Consider the following 22,122-nt stretch of genomic DNA (forward strand, 5'->3'; position numbering starts at 1 on the left):
GTAAACCCAAAATGTTTTTCAGCATCCCTCTTTTTCATGGTTAAAGGAACCGCTCCATGACAACGGGAAATCGGCCCTTATCGCCGCACCTACAAGTTTATAAACTGCCGCTCGCCGGCAAAATGTCAATTACACACCGGATGACAGGGATCATTATGTCCCTTGGTCTGGTCTTTTTCACTTATTGGATTGTCGCAGCCGCGTACGGTCCGGAAGCTTTCGCAACGGCACAAGCCCTGATGACATCCTGGTTTGGAATGATCATCGTCTTTGGTTGGACTGCGTGCCTGTTTTATCACCTCGTTAACGGGATCCGTCACCTTCGTTGGGACACGGTTCGTGGACTTGAAAAAGAAGATCTCGTGGCTTCTGGTCGCGTGACCATTGGTCTCGCCGTTATTCTGACGGTGGCCTTCTGGATTTTTGCAGCGCTGTGAGGATAAACGAATGAAAATGCAAAGCTACTTGGGTCAGGCGCGCAGCCTCGGCTCTACAAAGAACGGCGTCCATCACTGGTGGCATCAACGCTTAACCGCGATTGCCCTTGTGCCGCTGGCTCTTTGGTTCGTCTTCTCTCTCATTGGCCTCGCCGATGCCGATTACGCCGCCTACAAGGACTGGCTCGGTGATCACGGCAACGTTGTTTTCCTCTGCCTGTTTATCTTTACGATGTTCTATCACGCAGTTCTCGGCCTTCAGGTCGTGATTGAAGACTACGTATCCTGTGAAGCCAAGAAGGTTTTCCTTCTGGTGTTTGTCAAACTGATCGCAGCACTGATGGGCTTTGCGTCCATTACAGCAGTTCTGCGCGTTGCCTTTGGAGGCTAATGAACCATGGCTCATGCCTACGAAATTATCGAACACGAATATGACGTGGTCGTATTGGGTGCCGGTGGTGCAGGTTTGCGCGCGACACTCGGTATGGCAGCTACAGGCCTGAAAACGGCTTGTGTCACAAAAGTTTTCCCGACACGTTCTCACACCGTGGCAGCACAGGGCGGCGTTGGCGCTGCACTGGGCAACATGGCAGAGGACAAATGGCAATGGCATATGTACGATACCGTCAAGGGCTCCGACTGGCTCGGTGACCAGGACGCGATCGAATATATGTGTCGCAACGCCATTCCCGCTGTACAGGAACTGGAACATTTCGGTGTGCCGTTCTCCCGTACAGAAGAAGGTAAAATTTACCAGCGCCCGTTTGGTGGACATATGTCCAACTACGGTGAAGCGCCGGTTCAACGCGCTTGTGCAGCAGCTGACCGGACTGGTCACGCCATTTTGCACACACTTTATTCCCAGTGCCTGAAACACGATGCCACATTCTTTGTTGAATATATCGGTATCGACCTGTTGATGGACGAAGACGGCACATGCCGTGGTTTGCTCGCTTGGGATCTGGACACCGGTAAACTGCACCGTTTCCGCGCACACAAAGTTGTGCTGGCGACAGGTGGTTATGGCCGCGCGTTCTTCTCTTGCACATCTGCCCACACCTGTACGGGTGACGGTAACGGTATGGCAGCACGTGCTGGCATTCCTCTGCAGGATCACGAATTTGTTCAATTCCACCCGACCGGTATCTATGGCTCTGGCTGTTTGATCACCGAAGGCGCGCGTGGCGAAGGTGGTTACCTCACCAACTCTGAAGGTGAGCGTTTCATGCCGAACTACGCACCGACAGCGAAAGACCTTGCCTCACGTGACGTTGTTTCACGTTCTATGGCAATGGAAATTCGCGAAGGCCGCGGTGTTGGTAAAGAAAACGACCACATTTATCTCCACCTGGAACACCTCCCGGCGGAAGAACTGTGGAAACGCCTGCCAGGCATTACCGAAACAGCGAAAATCTTTGCCGGTGTGGACGCAACCAAAGAGCCGATCCCGGTTCTGCCGACCGTTCACTATAACATGGGTGGTATTCCAACCAACTATCACGGTGAAGTTATCCGTCCGACCAAAGACGACCCGGATGCGGTCTGCGAAGGTTTGATGGCAATCGGTGAATGTGCATCCGCGTCCGTACACGGGGCCAACCGTCTGGGCACGAACTCCCTGCTGGATATCGTTGTCTTCGGTCGCGCTGCTGCGCTGCGTTGTTCTGAAACAATGAAAGCCGGTCAATCGCACAAAGCTCTGTCAGAAGACGTAACAGACAATATCATCAAACGCTTTGATGGTCTGCGCAATGCAAACGGTGAACACAAAACAGCTGACGTTCGTCTTGAAATGCAAAAAGTCATGCAAGGTCACGCGGCTGTGTTCCGTACATCGGAAGTTTTGGCTGAAGGTGTTGAAAAGCTGTTTGAAACATCCAAGAAGATGAACAGCCTGAAGGTCACTGACCGTTCTATGGTCTGGAACTCCGACCTTGTGGAAACGCTTGAGCTTGAAAACCTGATGGCCTGTGCGAAAGCAACCATTGTTTCAGCCGATGCACGTAAGGAATCACGCGGGGCACACGCCCACGAAGATTTCCCGAACCGTGACGATGAAGAGTGGATGAAGCACACATTGGCTTACGTCAAGGAAGACGGCTCCATTGAGCTCGACTACCGTCCGGTCCACACGTGGACATTAACGGACGAAGTCGAATATATCGTACCTAAAGAACGTGTTTACTAAGGGGAGCTTGGAAAATGGCTGAATTTTCTCTACCCGCCAATTCGGTGGTTAAAGAAGGCAAAACCTTCAAAGCTCCTGCCGGGGCGAAGAACGTTAAGAAGTTCAAAATCTACCGCTACGATCCTGATTCAGGTGAAAACCCGCGTCTGGATACCTTCGAGATTGATCTCGACGATTGTGGCCCGATGATTTTGGATGCGCTGATCAAAATCAAAAACGAAATTGATACAACGCTGACATTCCGTCGTTCTTGTCGCGAAGGGATCTGTGGATCTTGCGCAATGAACATTGACGGGACAAACACACTGGCGTGTTTAAAACCGATTGCCGATGTAAAAGGCGATTGTGCCATCTATCCGTTGCCGCATATGCCGGTCATCAAGGATTTGGTACCGGATCTGAACATGCCTTACGCTCAATTGCGTTCTGTAGAACCTTGGATGCAAGCCGATACACCGGCTCCTGCTAACCAGGAACGTCTGCAATCTATTGAAGAACGTGAAAAGCTGGACGGTTTGTGGGAATGCATTTTGTGCTTCTCCTGTCAGACTTCCTGCCCGAGCTATTGGTGGAACGGTGATCGTTACCTCGGCCCGGCGGTTCTTCTGCAAGCCTACCGTTGGATCGCTGATAGCCGTGATGAAGCAACAGGTAAACGTTTAGATGATCTGAATGATCCGTTTAAAGTTTATCGTTGCCACACGATCATGAACTGCACCAACACCTGCCCGAAAGGTTTGAACCCGGGTAAGGCCATTGCAGAAATCAAAAAATTGCAGTTCGAACGCCAATAAGGCATTGATGCAAATTTAAAAAGGCCGATGAGGGTTCTCCTTCAGCGGCCTTTTTTTATGCCAAGTGTATATAAATTCGCTTTATACGCTATTTTCTAAATACAATTATAACCATTTTACAGCTAAGTATAACCACTTAAAGCGAAGGGATTTATTGCATATACTCCGCATTTATGACAGTTTCACGCACAAACAAACATAAAAGAGGGGGGGGGATCCAACATGTCGTTTTTCTCAAAGAAAACAGACCATCGTGATATCGAGGGACAAACTCAGATATCTGACACTAATGCAGAGGCAGAACAGTGCGAATTGTCGCTGGCCATGCAACAAGTCGAAGCCATCTTGGCCCGGAACTACCAAGATGTACCGGAGGGCAAAGATGAGCTTACAAAAAAACTTAAGCTCTTAGCCAAAGAAAACGAACGGCGCGCTGAAGTCAATCTATCACGTTCTGTCGGTTTATCCGTTTCCAATAACTCAACCGTTATTTCAGTCGCGCATTCTGCACGTAGTCTCGGACATCTCAACCACATCGCTCAGTCTTTAGCCTCGGCAATGGAAGAAATGTCCGCATCCATTCACGAAATTTCTGAAAATACACATAACAGTTCTTCCGAAGCCAACCATCTTCAGGAAATTGTGCAGCAAAGTATGCAAGGCTCACAAGAAGCCATTGATGCGATCAATACAATTTCACATTCCGTGACTGAAGCGGTCGAAAAATTACAAGATCTCGCCGATGCCTCAAGCAAAATCGGTGAAGTGGTCGGACTGATTAACAATATCGCTAGCCAGACAAACCTGCTGGCCCTAAACGCAACCATTGAAGCTGCACGCGCAGGTGAAGCAGGCAAAGGTTTTGCCGTTGTTGCATCCGAAGTCAAAAATCTGGCCAATCAGACAGAACGCGCCACCAGCGATATCAATGACCGCATTGAGCTTCTGCGCAATGAAATGGAAGGCATCACAAAATCCATGGCCGAAGGCGCCGAGGCGGTTGAAAACGGTCAACAGATCATCACATCCACACTGAAAAGTATGGAAGAAATTGATCGTGGCGTCACCCGTGTCACGTCAGACATGCAGGAAATTGCCTCCGTTCTGGAACAGCAACAAGGCGTCACACAAGAAACATCCACCCATGCAACAACAATTTCGGATATGTCGGCTCAAACCCTGCAAGCCAATTCCACCGTTCTTGATGAAATGGATGAGACCGAAAAATTAATTGGGGATCAAATGGAAGCCCTGATGCGTCATGATTTCCCATCTCGTGACTTGATCCGGGCCAAAGCTGATCATATGGTCTGGCGCAAAAAACTGGCCGACATGCTGGTTGGTCGTGCCAAACTAGACCCGAACGAGCTATCTGACCATCAACATTGTCGTCTCGGTAAGTGGTACTTTGGCGATCAGGACGAAGCAGTAAAAGCACACCCCGCCTTTACTGCCATTGACGACCCGCACGAACAGGTTCATGCCTTGGGCATTGCAGCAGCACGGGCCTATAATGATCACAAACTGGATGAAGCAATCTCCCTGGTTGAACAAGTCGAAGAACCGTCGCGCTTGGTCCAAAAATACTTGGATGAGCTTATTGCATTTGTCGGACAAAACCATTAATTACGATTTACACAAACATCAACCTAAAATGGACAATCTATAAAATTGTCCATTTTAGGTATCTGTTAATCGGTTGTTTACACCTTTGCGACATACTGGCTACAGATACGAAATTTATAAGAAAGTCTGTCTCATGTTTCTAAAACCTAAAAAAGCAATTGTGAAACGCAACCGCCTTATCCAAGGGGATTTGGTCGGTCAAGGTTCTTTGGATTTGCGTGGCAACGTCGAAGGGTCCATCGAAGTTGATACCCTTGTGATTGGGCGCAGAGCCACTTTAACAGGCAACGTGATTGCCGAAACTGTTCGCATCCTTGGTCATGTCAAAGGTACCATTCATGCACGCCGTGTAATCGTTGAAAAAGGCGCTCATGTCGAAGGTGAGCTTTCTTATGAGCAACTCTCCGTCGCGCCACATGCCGATGTTGTAGCAAAACTAACACCGCGCCCCCTTCTTAAATTATGGCAAGAACGCCAACCGATTGAAGAAGTCTTGCAAGGTTTGACCCTCGCTGCTTAATCACTGATTTAAGACTGACTTTCAAAATATTTTTTATGCGCCGGATTTTGTCCGGCGCATTTTTTCTTGTATGAGTGAAAACCCCAACAAATAGATTGTTGCAGCCCCAAAGGATGCGAGTGTTCCAAGCCCTAATCCCAGATCGACAAGATACAACGCATAAATCACACCAAAAGTGATCATCGCACCCAAACCACTGGGAAAATGTTTAATAACAGTCAGTACCGGGGCCGGACCATAGGTAAAATGTACAATAACAATCATCGGTAAAACCGTTGACGGGAACCCCGCAAGGACACCGGCCATTTCAGGCCCCAGCGAATGCGCCAATCCCGTAATGGAAAGCACAACAAAGCACGCCGTCGCCGCACGAATAGCCGTTACCCAGAAGCTTAATCTTACCGCCTTCATAATTTTCATTTCCGCAAAGTGGCGAAATGTAAAAATACACAAGGACACAACAATAATAATGAAACCCAAGGCAAACGGTAAGGTGAAATCGACCCAACTTAAAGGAATACCCACCGCCAAAAACGCTGTCACCGCACAGAAAGTCGGCAGAATGAACCCACTATTGGGTCGCAACGTCAAAATCAGACCATAGGCCGCAAAAACACATAAGTTTGCAGTTAACCCTGCCAAGGTATGAACGGCACTATTGGCAGCAAAAACGGTACCTTCTTCATAACCGATAAAAATAAGAACAATCGCGGTTCCCAAGGGATATCCGCCCAACAACCCAGCCCAGCGCGGGCTGACCCGCTCCGCCACGATGGATAATCCCAAAACAATCGAAATCGTTACAAAGGTTTTAATTAGAATTAATGTCATAAGGCCGCGAGAATAGCGCCTTCATGTCGCAACAGCCATTCTTTTCTGCTCAACCCACCTGCATATCCAGTCAAGCTGCCATCCGAACCAATCACCCGGTGACAAGGATAAATAATGGAAATCGGATTCAATGAATTGGCGCGGGCAACTGCACGCACCGCCTTTTCATTCCCGATCTCAATTGCCAATTGGCGATAGCTCCAGGTTTCGCCCGTGGGAATTTCACAGAGTTTATCCCAGGTCTGGCGCTGAAAGTCTGTTCCACCCTGCACACAAGAAATCTTGCGCAAAGCATCATATTCACCGACAAAATAAGCTTCGAATGCAAAACGGATAACATCGGATCTGGCTTGCTTTAACTCAACAGTCCCAAATCGTTTTGTTAACAATTTCTGCTGACGATCCCCCTGATCTGGAAAATCCAAATGATACAAGCGATCCATTTCATCAAAAACAATTGAAATCTCACCACAGGGACTATCAAATTGATCATAACAAAGAACATTCATGTCAGAACCTTCCATAAATGCAACGCGCCATAGGCCCGCCAAGGACGCAGGTTTTCAAAAAACTGTTCCATATCCTTTTTCCCGGCCGGTTGATCCAGTTTTTCCAAAGCCCTAACCAAACCAAGATCAGCAACCGGATAAACATCAGGTTCCCCAAAAGCCCGCATAACAATGTAATGTGCCGTCCAAGGACCAATTCCAGGAAGGTGGCATAAATCCTTCAGTAATTTTTCCACCCCTTTTGTACAATCCAGTGCAGGCCAGCTTGCCGCCAGTTTTTTCAAGGTGGTAATCCGTCGCCCTGTCAGGCCCAATCCATCCAGATTGGTGTTTTCTATATCCAATGGTGTGGGGAAAACCGTTTTCCCCACCCGTTCAACCACCCGATTACAAATCGTGCGTGCCCCTTTAACACTGATCTGTTGTCCAATAACCGCACGCACGGCAATCTCAAATCCATCCCACGCACCGGGCACACGCAACCCCGGCGTTGTCCTCACCAAATCACGCAACACGTCATGGTGTGATAAATCGACATTGATGATTGCAGGGTCCGCATCCAGATCAAACACGTGTCGGATTTTTTGCGATAAAGGGCGCAAATGCTGCACATCAACACCACTGATATGAGCTTTCAGGCGATTGCGGCTGTCTTCATGTGTAATTCGCACCGTCGCAATCTGTCCGTCAATCGCAATTCGCCGCATATAGGCACTGTCTGTGACCTGTTCCACCGCATCAATCGCACGGCTTTCAAAAAAGGCGAGCAACCCGACCCAATCAAAAGGAGGACGATAATTGAAATGAAGGATGAAAGAGTCACGCGTACCTGCATCTTCACCTTTCTGGCTTTTTTTACGTTCAAAGGAAGGTGCAAAATCAAAGGCTTTTTTATAAGCATCGTTAAAACGGCGCAAACTATTAAACCCGGCAGTCAATGCAATATCCATGACGGATGCATCGGTTTGGGCCAACAGTTTTTTGGCAAACATCAAACGTCGTGTCAGCGCAATTTGCTTAGGCGAGGCCCCTAAATGCGTCTGGAATAACCGGCGTAAATGACGTTCCCCCACACCTAATTGATTACACAGGCTCTCCAAGGATTGCCCGTCATCCAGTGCCCCGTCTTCTATCAGGTTCAAGGCCCGTTTTACGGTGGCTTCGGTCCCGATCCACGCCGGACTTGCCGGGGCACTTTCGGGGCGACACCGTAGACAGGGGCGAAACCCTGCCTGCAAGGCTGCACTGGCAGAGGCAAAAAATGTACAATTCTCAGGCTTGGGCGTCGTAGCCGGGCAGATGGGGCGACAGAAAATTCCCGTAGAGGAAACCCCGGTAAAAAAGCGGCCATCAAATCGGGCATCACGGCTTTTTAGCGCCTGATAGCATATGTCATGTTCAAGTTTCATAAATGTAGTTTACACGATCATTTGCCAAAAACTCGCCATTTTCGGACATTAATGTTTTCCTCAAGGACAAGGTTGGGCTTGCCCCGACTTAAACGTTCCCATACAAATAAGAAAATAAACCGAAACGAGGCTCCATTCGCTCATGCTTGCCTATATCATTCGACGCTTATTGCTGATCGTTCCGACACTCTTCGGCATTATGGTGTTGAACTTCGTCATCATTCAGGCCGCCCCCGGCGGTCCGGTCGAACAAATGCTGGCGCAAATTCAAGGCGAAGCGATCGATGCCACCGCACGAGTGTCCGGTACAGGAGGCAGCGAGATCAAAGGAAGCGCCCCCAACATTGGCGCCAACGGAGATACGCAATATCGCGGCGCACAGGGTGTTCCACCAGAATTAATTGCACAATTGGAAAAACAATTCGGTTTTGACAAACCCGCCCATGAACGTTTTTTCCAGATGCTGGGTAATTATGTCCGTTTTGATTTCGGCAACAGTTTTTACAGCGACCAAAGTGTCATTGATCTGGTCTTGCAAAAAATGCCTGTTTCCATCTCGTTAGGGATTTGGTCAACCCTGCTGATTTATCTGATTTCCATTCCCTTGGGCATTAAAAAGGCGGTGCGCGACGGATCGCGTTTTGATATCTGGACAAGCGGGGCGGTTATTCTGGGCAATGCAATTCCCAGCTTTCTCTTTGCGATTTTCCTGATGGTGGTCTTTGCCGGTGGGCGTTATCTCGACTGGTTCCCCATTCGCGGCTTAACCTCGGATAATTGGGCAGACCTGTCCACATGGCGCCAAATCACGGATTATTTCTGGCATATTGCCCTACCCGTTCTTTCGATGGTCGTCGGTGGGTTTGCAAGCCTCACCATGCTGACCAAAAATTCCTTTCTGGAAGAGATCAACAAGCAATATGTCGTCACCGCCCGCGCCAAAGGCTTAACGGAAAATCGCGTTCTTTATAAACATGTGTTTCGCAATGCCATGTTGATTGTGATTGCAGGTTTCCCGGCGACTTTTATCGGGGTGTTTTTTACCGGGTCCCTGCTGACTGAAATAATTTTCTCCCTCGACGGGCTGGGCCTGTTGGGATTTGAGGCTGCCATTAACCGTGATTATCCGGTGGTCTTCGGCACGCTTTATTTCTTCACACTGGTTGGGCTGGTGCTGAACCTGATCGGGGATATCATGTACCACATCGTTGATCCCCGCGTTGATTTCGAGGCGAGGTAACAAGAAGATGAGCCCGATTAATCAACGCCGCTGGCAGAATTTTAAAACCAACAAACGGGGCTATTGGTCCTTGTGGATTTTCCTGTTTCTGTTTGTTTTTTCCCTGTTTGCCGAACTGATTGCCAACGACAAACCGCTTTTAATTTCATACGAAGGGGAGCTTTACACCCCGTTCTTAAAAGAATATCCGGAAACCACCTTCGGCGGTTTTTTTGAAACCGAGGCAGAATACCGTGACCCTGAAGTTCAAGCCTTAATCACAGACACCGGAGGATGGATTACCTGGCCGGTGGTACGCTACAGTTACGACAGTATCAACTATGCCCTAACTGTCCCCACCCCCGCCCCACCCAGTGCGGACAACTGGTTGGGTACGGATGATCAGGGACGCGATGTCGTGGCGCGGATTATTTACGGATTTCGGATTTCGGTCCTGTTTGGATTAGGTTTAACCATCCTCAGTTCCATCATCGGCATTGCCGCCGGGGCCATTCAGGGATATTTCGCAGGCCTTATAGATCTGATCGGCCAACGAGTGATCGAGATCTGGTCCGGTCTGCCCACCCTATATCTGTTGATCATCCTTGCCAGTTTTGTTGAACCAAACGTCTGGTGGCTGTTGGGTATTATGCTGCTGTTTTCATGGATTGCGCTTGTCTCTTTGGTGCGTGCCGAATTTCTGCGCGCGCGTAATTTTGATTTTGTCCGTGCCGCCAAGGCCTTGGGCGTCAGTGACCATACCATCATCATCCGCCACGTGCTTCCCAATGCGATGGTGGCGACTTTCACCTTTTTGCCTTTTATCCTGAACGGATCCATCACAACCCTGACCGCGCTTGATTTCCTCGGCTTTGGCCTGCCACCGGGTAGTGCTTCACTGGGTGAGTTACTCAATCAGGGCAAAAATAACCTACAAGCCCCATGGCTGGGACTCAGTGCGTTTTTCGTTCTCTCCCTCATGCTGTCTTTGCTGATTTTTATTGGCGAAGCTGTGCGAGATGCCTTTGATCCAAGGAAGACATTTCAATGAGCACCCCTTTACTCGACATTAAAGACTTGCATGTTTGTTTTGGCGATGATGCAGCGGTGCGCGGTGTTTCCTTCCATCTGGAAAGGGGGGAAACGCTGGCTTTGGTTGGGGAGTCCGGGTCCGGTAAATCCGTCAGCGCCTTATCCATTCTGCAACTGCTGCCATATCCCCGCGCCCACCATCCAAAAGGGTCGATCAAATTGGATGGTGAGGAATTACTAGGCTGCAAAGAACACATCATTCGCGGCATTCGCGGCAACCGTATTGCCATGATTTTTCAGGAACCCTTAACCTCGCTTAATCCGCTACATTCCATTGAACGCCAGATTTCCGAAGTTCTCTTTGTCCATAAAATGATGACCAAGCGCCAAGCACGCGCCCGAGTCATTGAACTGCTAAAACTCGTCGGTCTGGAAAATGCCACCAGCGAAGACCGCCTCAAGGCCCTGCCCCATCAATTCAGCGGTGGGCAACAACAACGCATTATGATTGCAATGGCCTTGGCGAACGAGCCTGACATTCTGATCGCAGATGAACCGACAACCGCCCTTGATGTCACCGTTCAGGCACAAATTTTAAAACTGCTTAAAGAATTACAAGCCAAGCTGGGGATGGCCATTTTAATGATCACCCATGATCTGGGCATCGTGCGCCATGTGGCCGATCGGGTTTGTGTGATGAATGACGGTGAAATTGTTGAAAGTGGCGCGTGCCAACAGCTATTTGAAGCCCCCGCCCACCCTTACACCCAAAAACTTCTGGCGGCTGAACCTGCGGGCAAACCTGCCGATACCATCACCGACACAGAAATTCTACGCGTTGAAGATTTCAAGGTCTGGTATCCCATTAAACGCGGCGTGATCAAACGCACCGTTGATCATGTCAAGGCCGTTGATGGCATCACCCTTAGGGTTCGACAAGGTGAAACCCTTGGTGTTGTTGGTGAATCGGGATCAGGTAAATCGACATTAGGCCGTGCAATTTTGCGCCTTGAAGATAGCAATGGCACCTTGATCTTTGATAATCAAAACCTACAAACCCTCCCGGCAAAAGACCTGCGCCCTTTGCGCAAGGAAATGCAGATGGTTTTTCAGGACCCTTTCGGGTCTATGTCCCCGCGCATGAGCGTCCAGCAAATTGTCGAAGAAGGTCTGCTCGTTCATGGAATGGGTGGCACACGCGATGAACGCCGTGAACTGGTCGGGGATGTTCTGGAAGAAGTCGGCCTGAAACGCAGTGCACAGGAGCGTTACCCCCATGAATTCAGCGGTGGGCAACGCCAGCGTATCGCCATTGCCCGCGCCATCGTCTTGCGCCCGCGCCTGATCATTCTGGATGAACCGACCAGCGCACTGGATATGTCGGTTCAGGCACAAATTGTTGAATTATTGCGCGACCTGCAAGCCAAATATAATCTGGCTTATATCTTCATCAGCCATGACCTGAAAGTCGTGCGCGCCATGAGCCATAAAGTCCTTGTGATGCAAAACGGCCAAGTTGTCGAACAAGGTTTGCGCGACGATATTTTCGATGCACCACAAACCTCTTATACCAAGGCCTTGATGGCAGCAGCCCTTGAAAACAAGGCCGATGAAAACAGCGTGGTTTCCCTATAAACGAAAACACATTTCCTTCATAAAAGAGTCTTTGAAAGCGCGTATTTTCGACTCCCATAAAGCAAAAAACGGGAGGTTCATATGTGGTTATATCGCGGAAATATTCAAAAGACTGTTGCCATGATGCCAATGGCAGGGTTTGGCGCCATCAAGGCGTTTGAGCCACAACGCTGGATTTGCAGCTGTTCAAAATACGTTTACGATCCGGCCCAAATGGAGGGGATCGCCTTTGAAGAACTGGGCAAAAAATGGAAATGCCCGTCTTGCGGTGCCAAGAAAAAAGCCTTCAGCAAGACCAATAAATATCCCCTGTCCTGATCCCTTAATATGCGCAAAATTCAGGTTGAGAGCTTTGGGGATTACCATAATGCCCTGTCACAATACCAATGGTTTGAACGCTGGATGTTTCGCGGACAATGCGAGGCCGACTGGCACCTGATCCCCAAAATCGGGCGCAAGAAATATAAACATGCGTTAAAATACGAACGTGCCTTTTTTCGCGCATGGAAACGTCAGGCCGTAGCTTATTTTTCCCGCGATAATATTGATGATTGGGATTATCTCGCACTGGCCCAGCATCACGGATTAGCGACCCGATTGCTGGACTGGACCCGCAATCCACTGGTGGCCCTGTTCTTTGCCGTACATGGACAATATGACACCGATGGTGTGGTTTATGTCTTCAAACCCAAACATCATTATGTGCAGGATGAATCCCCTCACCCCTTAAAAGTGGACAAGACAGGTTATTTTACCCCGCACTCTTTTTCTGAACGCATCGTGCAGCAACGCGGCGTTTTTACCGTGCATGGCAAACCCGATAAAAAATTAAATGAAAAAGATGGGGAGTTGCATCAATACATCATCCCCAAACAGATCAAACAACGTTTATCCAAAGACTTGAACAACTACGGCATCAACATGATGACCTTGTTCCCCAGTCTGGATGGCCTGTCTGATTTCATGAATTGGCAGGCCGCCATTTTACATGAATTTGAAGAATGATACCGGCTCAATCGCTCCAATATTCCCGCGCACTGATTTGATCAGCAACACAGACTTGCCCGCGATAACGCGCAATGGCTCCGCCATTTAAATCTTTCACCATCCAAGCTTCACGATATTGCGATGGGATGGGCTGCGGCGTTGCAAACCCTTGCCCGCCTGCATCTGTCACAAAGCCCACACGCGGATAATACGCCGGATCCCCCAACACAAAAACCAGTTCCACCCCCATACCTGCAAGCTGGCGAAAACCTTCTTTCATCAAACGTTGACCAATCCCTTTATATTGGCGATCGGGATGCACCGCCAATGGGGCCAGCAACATGGCGGAAACGTCGCTTGCCTCCACGCACGCCTTGGTAAACAAAATATGCCCCAGAATCTCCTCGTCCTCTTCCATCACCAAGGATAAAAGCGGATATGCTGTTTCATCATCCAGAAGATTTTCCACAAGGATTGCTTCGTCCTCTTCCTCAAAGGCGAGGCGATGAATATCCAGCACCGCAGGCATGTCTTTTTGCGTCGTAATTCTGATCATAATTTGTCTTCCTATAAGGTCTGTTCTATAAGACAGGGATTGTTAAGGAATGGAAGTAAAAAATGCATCTTTTGGCCGCCACACCGGGCGCTGTCTCTGACGGGTCCGAAGCGATTGATCTGGGACAGACACCGGGCGACATTGTCGTTCTATCGGCGGCTGACACCGAACTCGCCTGTTTGGCGTTGGCACAAAATCGCTTGCATGACCACGACAACAGTATTCCCAGCCTGCGCCTCGCGTCCTTGCTGCATATGGGGCACAATATGTCGGTGGATTTGTATGTGGATGATATCATCCAACATGCCAAACTGGTCATCATACGCTTGTTGGGCGGCAAAAGTTATTGGGAATATGGCGTGGATGAAATCACGCGCATCTGTTCAGAAAAAAACATCCCGTTGGCCCTATTACCCGGCGATGACCAACCAGATGCGGAATTGGCCAACCTGTCCACATTGGATCAAGAAAACACGCACCGCCTGTGGCAATATTGCGTCCATGGCGGCATTGAAAACGCCGTTGAGTTTTTGAATTTCAGCCATCACCTGTTAGGGCTGCCTCGTGACTGGGCCGAACCTGCCCCGTTATTGCGCGCCGGGATCTATTGGCCCGGCCAGAGCACCCTCAGCCTCAATGACCTGCGCAACAATCATTGGACAGACGGGCGACCCGTTGCCGCCATTACTTTTTATCGCGCCCTGATGCAGGCTGGCAATACAGCCGTTATTGATGGTTTGATTGAGGCCTTGCAAGCCCAAGGATTAAACCCCCTACCCCTTTATGCCGCCAGTCTAAAAGATGAAATTGCCGGTGCACAGATCGAAGACCTGCTGGCACAAAGCCATACATCAGTAATTTTAAACGGCACAGGCTTTGCCCTGTCCAAACCCAATGCCAAACGCACAAAAACACCTTTTGATGTCGCTGATTGCGCGGTCCTGCAAATTGTCTTCGCCGGCAGCAACGAAGACAGCTGGCACAAGGGAACCCACGGGTTAAGTGCGCGTGATATCGCCATGAACGTGGCCTTACCTGAGGTTGACGGTCGAATTTTAGCACGTGCCGTTTCGTTTAAAGGGTTGGCCCAACGCGACGAGTTGACCCAATGTGATATCGTCAGTTACAAACCTGTGCCGGATCGTTTGACATTTACGGCAGAACTTGCGGTAAACTGGGCCAAACTGAAAACCACGCCCGCCAATATGCGTAAAATTGCCCTTGTCCTTGCCAACTATCCCAACAAAGACGGGCGCATGGGCAACGGGGTCGGGCTGGATACCCCGGCGGGGTCCCTGAATGTTTTAAAGGCAATAGCCAAAAACGGATACCGCGTGGACGATATCCCGACAGACGGCAATGACCTGATCGCGCGTCTGCAAGCAGGCGTTACCAACGATTTCACCCAGATCAACAATCGCGATATTTGCGAAACGCTGCGCCTATCTGATTATCAAATTTTCTTTTCCAGCTTGCCGCAACCTGTTCAACAGGCGGTTCTGGACCGATGGGGTCCGGCTGAAAAAGATCCGTTTTTCCGCCCCGGTGAACTGGATTGTGGGCAATTCCTGCTTCCGGCTTATCGCTGCGGTAATGTGGCCGTTTGCCTGCAACCTGCACGTGGTTACAATATCGATCCTGTGGAAAGTTATCACAGCCCCGATCTGGTACCGCCCCATAACTATCTGGCCTTTTATGCATGGCTACGTTTTGAATTTCGCAGTCATGCGATTGTTCATATGGGCAAGCACGGCAATATGGAATGGTTGCCCGGCAAAGCCATTGCCTTGTCTGAAAACTGTTTCCCCGAAGCTGTCTTCGGCCCCAGCGTGCATCTTTATCCCTTCATCATTAATGATCCCGGTGAAGGCACACAAGCCAAACGCCGTGCCCAAGCCGTCATCATTGATCATTTAACCCCACCTTTAACACGGGCGGAAAGTTATGGACCTTTGCGCGATTTAGAATTACTGGTCGATGAATATTACGAAGCTGCCGGTGTAGACCCGCGCCGCCTGAAGGTTTTGAAAAAAGAAATCCTCGCTTTGTCGCGCAGTACCGGGCTGGATATCGACTGCGGCATTGATCGCGACGATGATGATGAAACCGCACTTGGCAAACTCGATAACCATTTATGTGAGCTTAAAGAAATGCAAATCCGTGACGGTCTGCATATCTTTGGGGAAAGCCCGACGGACCGCTTACTCAATGACCTGCTGGTTGCGCTTGTCCGTGTCCCGCGTGACAAGGGCGAAGGGCGTGATGCCTCCCTCATTCGCGCGATTGCCGATGATCTGGAACTGGATTTCGATCCGCTCAATTGTGAAATGGCGACTACGTGGACGGGACCAAAACCCGATATACTGAACAGCGCAGACCATTGGCGCACCTGTGGGGATACAGTTGAACGGCTGGAAACCATCGCCTCTCAACTTATCAGCAATGACCTGCCCTGCCCAACCGAATGGCCCCGGACACAAGCTGTCCTTGCCTATATGGAAGACACCGTTCGCCCCGCCGTCATGGCCTGTGGGGAGGCAGAAATCGATGGTATTCTGCGTGGTCTTGATGGGTGTTTTGTTTTGCCCGGCCCCAGTGGCGCCCCGACACGCGGACGACCGGAAATCTTGCCAACGGGGAAGAATTTTTATTCCGTCGATACCCGTACCGTCCCCACACCTGCCGCCTGGACGCTGGGTTGGAAATCCGCAAGTTTAATGATTGAACGCTACATGCAGGATCACGGCGACTGGCCGCGCACAATGGCCCTGACCGCATGGGGGACATCCAACATGCGCACCGGCGGGGACGATATTGCCCAAGGCCTTGCCCTGATGGGGGTTCAACCGCAATGGGACCCGGTTTCACGCCGCGTCACCGGGTTTGAAGTCATGCCGCAAACCGTACTGGGTCGCCCCCGCGTGGATGTCACCTTGCGGGTTTCCGGTTTCTTCCGCGATGCTTTCCCCGGTCTCATCGATCTGTTTGACAGTGCTGTGCGCGCTGTTGCTGCCCAAGATGAACCTGAAGACCTCAACCCCTTGGCAGCGCGTGTCAAACAAGAAAAAACCGATATGATCGCCCAGGGGGCCAGTGCAGAAGAAGCCGACCTGCAATCCGGTTTTCGTGTTTTTGGTTCCAAACCCGGTGCCTACGGCGCAGGCTTGCAGGCCCTGATCGACGAAAAAGGCTGGGACACAGCCGATGATCTTGCGCGGGCCTATGTCGCATGGGGGGGATACGCCTATGGTCAAGGCAGTGGTGGCAAAAGTGCCCACGGTTTGTTTGAAGAACGCCTGTCAAAGGTCGAAGCAGTTGTGCAAAATCAGGATAACCGCGAACACGACCTGCTGGACAGTGATGATTATTACCAGTTTGAAGGGGGCATGACCGCCGCTATTCGCACGCTCAAGGGGGGCGAAGCCCCAACCGTTTATCACAACGACCATTCGCGCCCCGAAACCCCACGCATCCGCACCTTGGAAGAAGAGGTTTCACGCGTGGTGCGCGCCCGCGTTGTTAATCCAAAATGGATCAACGGGGTGAAACGTCACGGCTATAAAGGGGCCTTTGAAATGGCGGCAACGCTGGATTACATGTTCGCTTTTGCTGCGACTGCCCAATGCGTGCGTGATCATCATTTCGATGCCGTTTTTGATGCCTTTATCATGGATGACGATACATTTGCTTTCTTAAAAGAAAACAACCCGGCAGCCTTAAAGGAAATGCTGGAACGTTTTCAGGAAGCGCAAGATCGTAACCTGTGGAAACCGCGTTCTAATTCCGCACGATTTATGATCGGGGATTTGCTGGACGGCCTCAAGGCGTAAGAAAAGCCTCGCTTTTTATCAAAACGAGGCTCAGATTGCTGACAAAGTGTTTTTCGTAAATAATGGACCAAAATCGTCATCCCGCACTTGATGCGGGATCCATTAAAAATCAACAGGTTAAATATCGCTCATTGAATGAAGATGGATCCCCGATCGGGGTCGGGGATGACAGTTTAGGGCTTTGTCAATAACCTGAGCCTCGCTTTTCATCAAAGCGAGGCTTTTTATTTTTTAGAAGCTGTTGACCGATGGACCACTGGCCGGATTACCGATCATCGTCAAAAACTCTTTGCGAGTCGCAATATTGTTTCTAAACGCACCCAACATCCGCGAGGTCACCATCGTTACCCCCGGTTTATAAACACCACGGGTGGTCATACATTGGTGTTGCGCTTCAATCACAACTGCCACGCCCAATGGATCCAGCACTTCCTGAATGACGTTGGCAACTTGTGCCGTCATCTTTTCTTGAATTTGCAGACGTTTTGCATAGACCTCGATAATGCGGGCGAGTTTGGAAATGCCAACAACACGTTTTTTCGGCATATAGGCAATATGCGCCTTGCCCAAAATCGGCACCATATGGTGTTCGCAATGGGATTCAAAACGGATGTCGCGCAAAATGACCATTTCGTCATAACCATCCGTTTCTTCAAACGTACGTTTCAAAATTTCTTCCGGGTCTTGGCCATATCCGGCAAAAAATTCTTCATAGGATCGCACCACTCGGTCCGGTGTGCCCACCAGTCCTTCACGGCTCGGATCATCACCCGCCCATTTAATCAAGGTACGGACAGCCTCTTCAGCTTCTTCCCGGCTGGGTTTTACGTCAATGACGTTCAATTCAGGTTTGTTGCTCACGAGACATTCCTTTCATCTGGACATTCACTGTAGAGCTTATCGTGTGAAATATATCATTTGAATTACAATACCCGACAAGAATAATCAACTATTCTTTTTAGCATTGTTCTAAACTGAACGCCGTCCTATGTTAACGCAAGAAACGCAAGCGAATGGTTCCCGCAATATCGGTCAACGCCTGACGCACGCCTTGGCCTTCGACAATATCGGCGTCCACATCCACCACAACATAACCGAACTCACCATCTGTTTGCAGGTATTGACCGGTAATATTGAAGTCATGTTCATTCATAATCTCGGCGATACGTGCCATCACGCCCGGCTTGTTTTCATGAATATGCATGAAACGCGTACCCGACCCTTTAACCGGCAAGGACACTTCCATGAAGTTCACGGCCCCGAAGGTTGAACCATCATCGGAATATTTAACCAATTTTTCGGCAACTTCCGTCCCGATATTGGCCTGAGCTTCCTGTGTAGACCCGCCAATATGCGGGGTCAGAATGACGTTGGATAAACCGCGCAGTTCAGAAACGAACTCATCATCGGCCCCTTTGGGTTCAACAGGGAAAACATCCACCGCTGCCCCGCCCAGATGTTCACTTTTCAACGCATCTGCCAAAGCCGGAATATCAACAACAGTACCGCGTGCTGCGTTGATGAAATGTGCCCCTTTTTTCATTTCACCAAATTCACGCGCCCCCATCATATTGCGTGTTTCCGGTGTATCGGGCACATGCAGGCTGACGATATCTGACATTTGCAGTAATTGATCCAGCGTTTCAACCGGTGTCGCATTCCCTAAGGGGAGTTTATTGACAATATCGAAATAAATCACTTTAAACCCAAGAGCTTCTGCCAAAATGGACAATTGGCTGCCAATATGGCCATACCCGACGATCCCCAATGTCTTGCCGCGAACCTCAAACGATCCAGCCGCAGATTTAATCCAGCCCCCTTCATGGCAACTGGCATTTTTTGCCGGAATCCCGCGCATCAACATAATCGCTTCTGCCAGGACCAATTCCGCCACGGAACGGGTATTGGAATAAGGTGCGTTAAAAACCGGAACCCCTTTGGACAACGCACTACGCAGGTCAACCTGATTGGTGCCGATACAGAAACACCCAACCGAAAACAGTTTTTCCGCCTCTTCAATGACTTCCTCGGTCAATTGCGTGCGCGAACGAATACCAACGATGTGAGCGTCCTTAATTTTTTCCTTCAGGACCTCTTCATCCAAAGCTTTTTTGTGAAACTCGATATTGCTGTAACCGGCATTTTCAAAAACGCGAACGGCATTCTCATGAACGCCTTCCAGCAACAGAATACGAATTTTATCTTTGGCCAAAGACAGATTGCTCAACGGACTTCTCCTGTTTCAAGGGGGTGATATAGGCGCTAAGTTTTAAGTGGTCTGACCCGTTAAAACAATATTTTTTGCGCTGCATCAACTGCTTTTCCACTTTCTATCTTCACATTCGCCTGTGAAAGCAAGGTTTCCAGCGTTGATAGACAGAGTAAAATATGGCGTGGTGTTGCACTTTGCCCCATCAGACCAACCCGCCAAACCTTTCCGGCAAAAGCACCCAATCCGGCCCCGATTTCAAGGCCATAGCGTTCCAATGCCTGTTTGCGCAACGCCCCGTCATCGACTCCATCCGGAATCTTGACCGCATTCAACTGGGGTAAACGGTCAATTTCATTGACCATAAATTCTAACCCCATTGCCTCCAGCCCGGCTTTCAGGCCCAAATGCATTTTCGCATGACGATGCCATGCATTTTCCAAGCCTTCTTCCTGCACCATCACCAAAGATTCGTGTAAAGCATAAAGCGCATTAACCGGGGCCGTATGGTGATAAGACCGTGTTGCCCCCTCACCCCAATAGCCCATAATCAAATTCAAATCGAGGAACCAGCTTTGTACCTTTGCCGTACGGTTGCGAATTTTATCCAACGCTCGTTCGCTGAAGGTCACAGGGGACAAGCCGGGAACGCAAGACAAACATTTTTGCGTACCTGCATAAACCGCATCCGCCCCCCAGTCATCGACCAATACAGGCACACCCGCAAGGGCGGTGACCGCATCCACAATGCTTAAGGCTCCATAACGTGTGGCGAGCTTACAGAGAATCAGCGGGTCGGTATGCACCCCGATAGACGTTTCCGCCTGAACAAAAGCAACAATTTTTGTATCCGGGTTAGCTTTCAGTGCGTCTTCGACTTTATGGGCATCAACCGGGCATCCCCAGTCATCTTCCACCACAATCGCAACGCCACCACACCTTTCAACATTTTCTTTCATGCGCAGGCCGAACACACCGTTTATGCAAACGATCACCTTGTCCCCAGGTTCCACCAAATTGGCAAAACAACATTCCATTCCGGCAGACCCCGGTGCGGAAATCGGAAACGTCAGCGCATTATCTGTTTGAAACACATATTGTAACAGGCTTTTAACTTCGTCCATCATCCCAATAAAATCCGGGTCCAAATGCCCGACCGTGGGCCGCGCCATTGCCGCCAGAACACGCGGGTGAACATCGCTTGGCCCCGGCCCCATCAAGGTGCGCAACGGCGGGTTAAATGAAGAGATTGTCATAGCGGCCTCACTATCTGCTGATCTGGTTGGGCCAACATATGCATATTTTCACACGATGAATAGACGAAAAACGCCATTTTAGACTTGACCCCGTGCCCAATCTCGCTACCTTCGCGCCATGCGGATATTCAGACATTATGAGGACTTGCCGCCCGAGGTCAAAGGGGGCGCAGTCGCCATCGGTAACTTTGACGGTGTACACCTAGGGCACAGGGAAGTAATTGGCGAGGCCGGATGGATCGCCAAGGCACACCGGATTCCGTGGGTTGTTTTGACGTTTGAACCCCACCCACGCATGGTTTTCATGCCTGAACAGGACCCGTTTCGCATTACCCCGTTTCGCATTAAAACCCGCCATATCGAAGAACTGGATGTCGATCATCTCGTTACCCTGCAATTCGACATGGATTTTGCCCAAAAATCGGCAGAAGATTTCATTAAGGACGTGCTGGTCGATGGATTACAAGCCCGTCATGTGGTCTGCGGTTATAATTTTTATTTCGGTGCCAAACGGCGCGGCAACCCGGATATGCTCCTTCACGAAGGGCAAAAACACGGGTATGGTTTCACCTGTGTGAACCCCGTCAGCGACAGCGGCGGCGTTGCCTATTCATCCACCCGTGTACGCGATTATTTAGTTGCAGGCGGCCCCCGCCAAGCTTGGGATGTACTTGGCCGTCCCTTCGAAATTGAAGGTCGTGTGATCAAGGGCGATCAACGCGGACGCACAATCGGCTTTCCGACCTGCAACATTGAATTACATGATTACCTAACACCGGCCTTGGGCGTTTATGCCATCCGCGCCGGTATAGATCATGGCACCCATACCGTCTGGCATGACGGCGTTGCCAATATCGGCAAACGACCAACATTTGATAAACGCGACATCCTGTTAGAAGCCCATCTATTTGACTTCGACGGTGACCTTTATGGAAAGCATGTGCGCGTTGCCTTGGTCGAATTTATTCGTCCTGAACAGAAATTCTCCGGCCTTGATGAAATTAAGGCACAGATTGCAAAAGATTGCATCCAGGCCAAAGACATATTAAAGAAGACCGAACCTTTTTAAATCTCAAGCGAGCAG

General features: G+C 49.9%; 21 protein-coding genes. 14 read left to right on the forward strand and 7 right to left on the reverse strand.

The window, feature by feature from the left end:
- Window positions 1-56 precede the first annotated feature (56 nt).
- The 6 genes from sdhC to ACI0FF_RS16465 all read left to right on the forward strand — a co-directional run bounded on the left by sdhC (window position 57) and on the right by ACI0FF_RS16465 (window position 5,565).
- Entirely contained in the window at window positions 57-437 is a 381-nt protein-coding gene (sdhC, locus tag ACI0FF_RS16440) for a succinate dehydrogenase, cytochrome b556 subunit (RefSeq protein ID WP_417821908.1), read from the forward strand.
- 10 nt (window positions 438-447) lie between these two features.
- A complete protein-coding gene (sdhD, locus tag ACI0FF_RS16445; protein WP_419797846.1) occupies window positions 448-828 on the forward strand; it encodes a succinate dehydrogenase, hydrophobic membrane anchor protein in 381 nt (126 codons plus the stop codon).
- Between the two features lie 6 nt (window positions 829-834).
- The gene (gene sdhA / locus ACI0FF_RS16450) at window positions 835-2,625 is read left to right on the forward strand and encodes a succinate dehydrogenase flavoprotein subunit (RefSeq protein ID WP_419797847.1); all 1,791 of its coding nucleotides are present in this window, start codon (window positions 835-837) and stop codon (window positions 2,623-2,625) included.
- Window positions 2,626-2,639: 14 nt separating this feature from the next.
- Entirely contained in the window at window positions 2,640-3,419 is a 780-nt protein-coding gene (locus tag ACI0FF_RS16455; protein WP_188663796.1) for a succinate dehydrogenase iron-sulfur subunit, read from the forward strand.
- 222 nt (window positions 3,420-3,641) lie between these two features.
- Window positions 3,642-5,045, forward strand: a complete 1,404-nt coding sequence (locus ACI0FF_RS16460) for a methyl-accepting chemotaxis protein (RefSeq protein ID WP_419797848.1) — start codon at window positions 3,642-3,644, stop codon at window positions 5,043-5,045.
- Window positions 5,046-5,178: 133 nt separating this feature from the next.
- Complete coding sequence (locus ACI0FF_RS16465; protein ID WP_419797849.1) at window positions 5,179-5,565, forward strand: polymer-forming cytoskeletal protein; 387 nt, start codon at window positions 5,179-5,181, stop codon at window positions 5,563-5,565.
- A gap of 33 nt (window positions 5,566-5,598) precedes the next feature.
- Here the strand turns inward: ACI0FF_RS16465 and ACI0FF_RS16470 are convergent, their stop codons facing one another.
- Genes ACI0FF_RS16470 through ACI0FF_RS16480 form a run of 3 tightly spaced genes read right to left on the reverse strand, consistent with a single transcriptional unit; the run spans window position 5,599 to window position 8,314 of the window.
- Window positions 5,599-6,396 (reverse strand): hypothetical protein, encoded by a 798-nt coding sequence (locus ACI0FF_RS16470; protein WP_419797850.1) that lies wholly within the window; start codon window positions 6,394-6,396, stop codon window positions 5,599-5,601.
- Window positions 6,393-6,905: a methylated-DNA--[protein]-cysteine S-methyltransferase gene (locus ACI0FF_RS16475; RefSeq protein ID WP_419797851.1), complete on the reverse strand. Its 513-nt coding sequence runs from the start codon at window positions 6,903-6,905 to the stop codon at window positions 6,393-6,395. Before ACI0FF_RS16475 ends, ACI0FF_RS16470 begins: the two co-directional genes overlap by 4 nt.
- Window positions 6,902-8,314 carry an AlkA N-terminal domain-containing protein gene (locus ACI0FF_RS16480; protein WP_419797852.1) on the reverse strand — a complete coding sequence of 471 codons (1,413 nt, stop codon included), beginning with the start codon at window positions 8,312-8,314 and terminating at the stop codon, window positions 6,902-6,904. The genes ACI0FF_RS16475 and ACI0FF_RS16480 overlap by 4 nt, the downstream gene beginning before the upstream one ends.
- A gap of 142 nt (window positions 8,315-8,456) precedes the next feature.
- Here ACI0FF_RS16480 and ACI0FF_RS16485 point away from each other — a divergent pair, with 142 nt between their 5' ends.
- From ACI0FF_RS16485 to ACI0FF_RS16505, 5 genes are all read left to right on the forward strand, one after another.
- Window positions 8,457-9,554, forward strand: coding sequence for a microcin C ABC transporter permease YejB (locus ACI0FF_RS16485; protein ID WP_419797853.1), 1,098 nt, complete (start codon window positions 8,457-8,459; stop codon window positions 9,552-9,554).
- Between the two features lie 7 nt (window positions 9,555-9,561).
- On the forward strand, window positions 9,562-10,584 hold the full coding sequence (locus ACI0FF_RS16490) for an ABC transporter permease (RefSeq protein ID WP_419797854.1): 1,023 nt from the start codon (window positions 9,562-9,564) through the stop codon (window positions 10,582-10,584).
- On the forward strand, window positions 10,581-12,200 hold the full coding sequence (locus ACI0FF_RS16495; protein ID WP_419797855.1) for an ABC transporter ATP-binding protein: 1,620 nt from the start codon (window positions 10,581-10,583) through the stop codon (window positions 12,198-12,200). Before ACI0FF_RS16490 ends, ACI0FF_RS16495 begins: the two co-directional genes overlap by 4 nt.
- An 81-nt stretch (window positions 12,201-12,281) precedes the next feature.
- Window positions 12,282-12,518 (forward strand): rubredoxin, encoded by a 237-nt coding sequence (locus ACI0FF_RS16500; RefSeq protein ID WP_419797856.1) that lies wholly within the window; start codon window positions 12,282-12,284, stop codon window positions 12,516-12,518.
- Between the two features lie 9 nt (window positions 12,519-12,527).
- On the forward strand, window positions 12,528-13,205 hold the full coding sequence (locus tag ACI0FF_RS16505) for an FRG domain-containing protein (protein ID WP_419797857.1): 678 nt from the start codon (window positions 12,528-12,530) through the stop codon (window positions 13,203-13,205).
- Window positions 13,206-13,212: 7 nt separating this feature from the next.
- On the opposite strand, the gene ACI0FF_RS16510 is transcribed toward ACI0FF_RS16505, so the two are convergent.
- Entirely contained in the window at window positions 13,213-13,743 is a 531-nt protein-coding gene (locus ACI0FF_RS16510; RefSeq protein WP_419797858.1) for a GNAT family N-acetyltransferase, read from the reverse strand.
- Between the two features lie 62 nt (window positions 13,744-13,805).
- Between ACI0FF_RS16510 and cobN the strand changes: the two genes are divergently transcribed.
- Together cobN and ACI0FF_RS16520 are read left to right on the forward strand one after the other, a co-directional pair.
- Complete coding sequence (gene cobN, locus ACI0FF_RS16515) at window positions 13,806-17,573, forward strand: cobaltochelatase subunit CobN (protein ID WP_419797859.1); 3,768 nt, start codon at window positions 13,806-13,808, stop codon at window positions 17,571-17,573.
- Between the two features lie 62 nt (window positions 17,574-17,635).
- Window positions 17,636-17,764, forward strand: coding sequence for a hypothetical protein (locus ACI0FF_RS16520; RefSeq protein WP_419797860.1), 129 nt, complete (start codon window positions 17,636-17,638; stop codon window positions 17,762-17,764).
- A 40-nt stretch (window positions 17,765-17,804) separates the two neighbouring features.
- Here the strand turns inward: ACI0FF_RS16520 and folE are convergent, their stop codons facing one another.
- From folE to ACI0FF_RS16535, 3 genes are all read right to left on the reverse strand, one after another.
- On the reverse strand, window positions 17,805-18,434 hold the full coding sequence (folE, locus tag ACI0FF_RS16525) for a GTP cyclohydrolase I FolE (protein WP_419797861.1): 630 nt from the start codon (window positions 18,432-18,434) through the stop codon (window positions 17,805-17,807).
- Window positions 18,435-18,564: 130 nt separating this feature from the next.
- Window positions 18,565-19,800, reverse strand: a complete 1,236-nt coding sequence (gene serA / locus ACI0FF_RS16530) for a phosphoglycerate dehydrogenase (RefSeq protein ID WP_419797862.1) — start codon at window positions 19,798-19,800, stop codon at window positions 18,565-18,567.
- Window positions 19,801-19,859: 59 nt separating this feature from the next.
- Complete coding sequence (locus ACI0FF_RS16535) at window positions 19,860-21,038, reverse strand: pyridoxal-phosphate-dependent aminotransferase family protein (protein ID WP_419797863.1); 1,179 nt, start codon at window positions 21,036-21,038, stop codon at window positions 19,860-19,862.
- A 118-nt stretch (window positions 21,039-21,156) separates the two neighbouring features.
- Between ACI0FF_RS16535 and ACI0FF_RS16540 the strand changes: the two genes are divergently transcribed.
- Window positions 21,157-22,107, forward strand: coding sequence for a bifunctional riboflavin kinase/FAD synthetase (locus ACI0FF_RS16540; protein ID WP_419797864.1), 951 nt, complete (start codon window positions 21,157-21,159; stop codon window positions 22,105-22,107).
- Window positions 22,108-22,122 lie beyond the last annotated feature (15 nt).

The sequence above is a fragment of the Terasakiella sp. 4MB5A genome, assembly GCF_050058155.1.
Lineage (GTDB): Bacteria > Pseudomonadota > Alphaproteobacteria > Rhodospirillales > Terasakiellaceae > Terasakiella > Terasakiella halodenitrificans.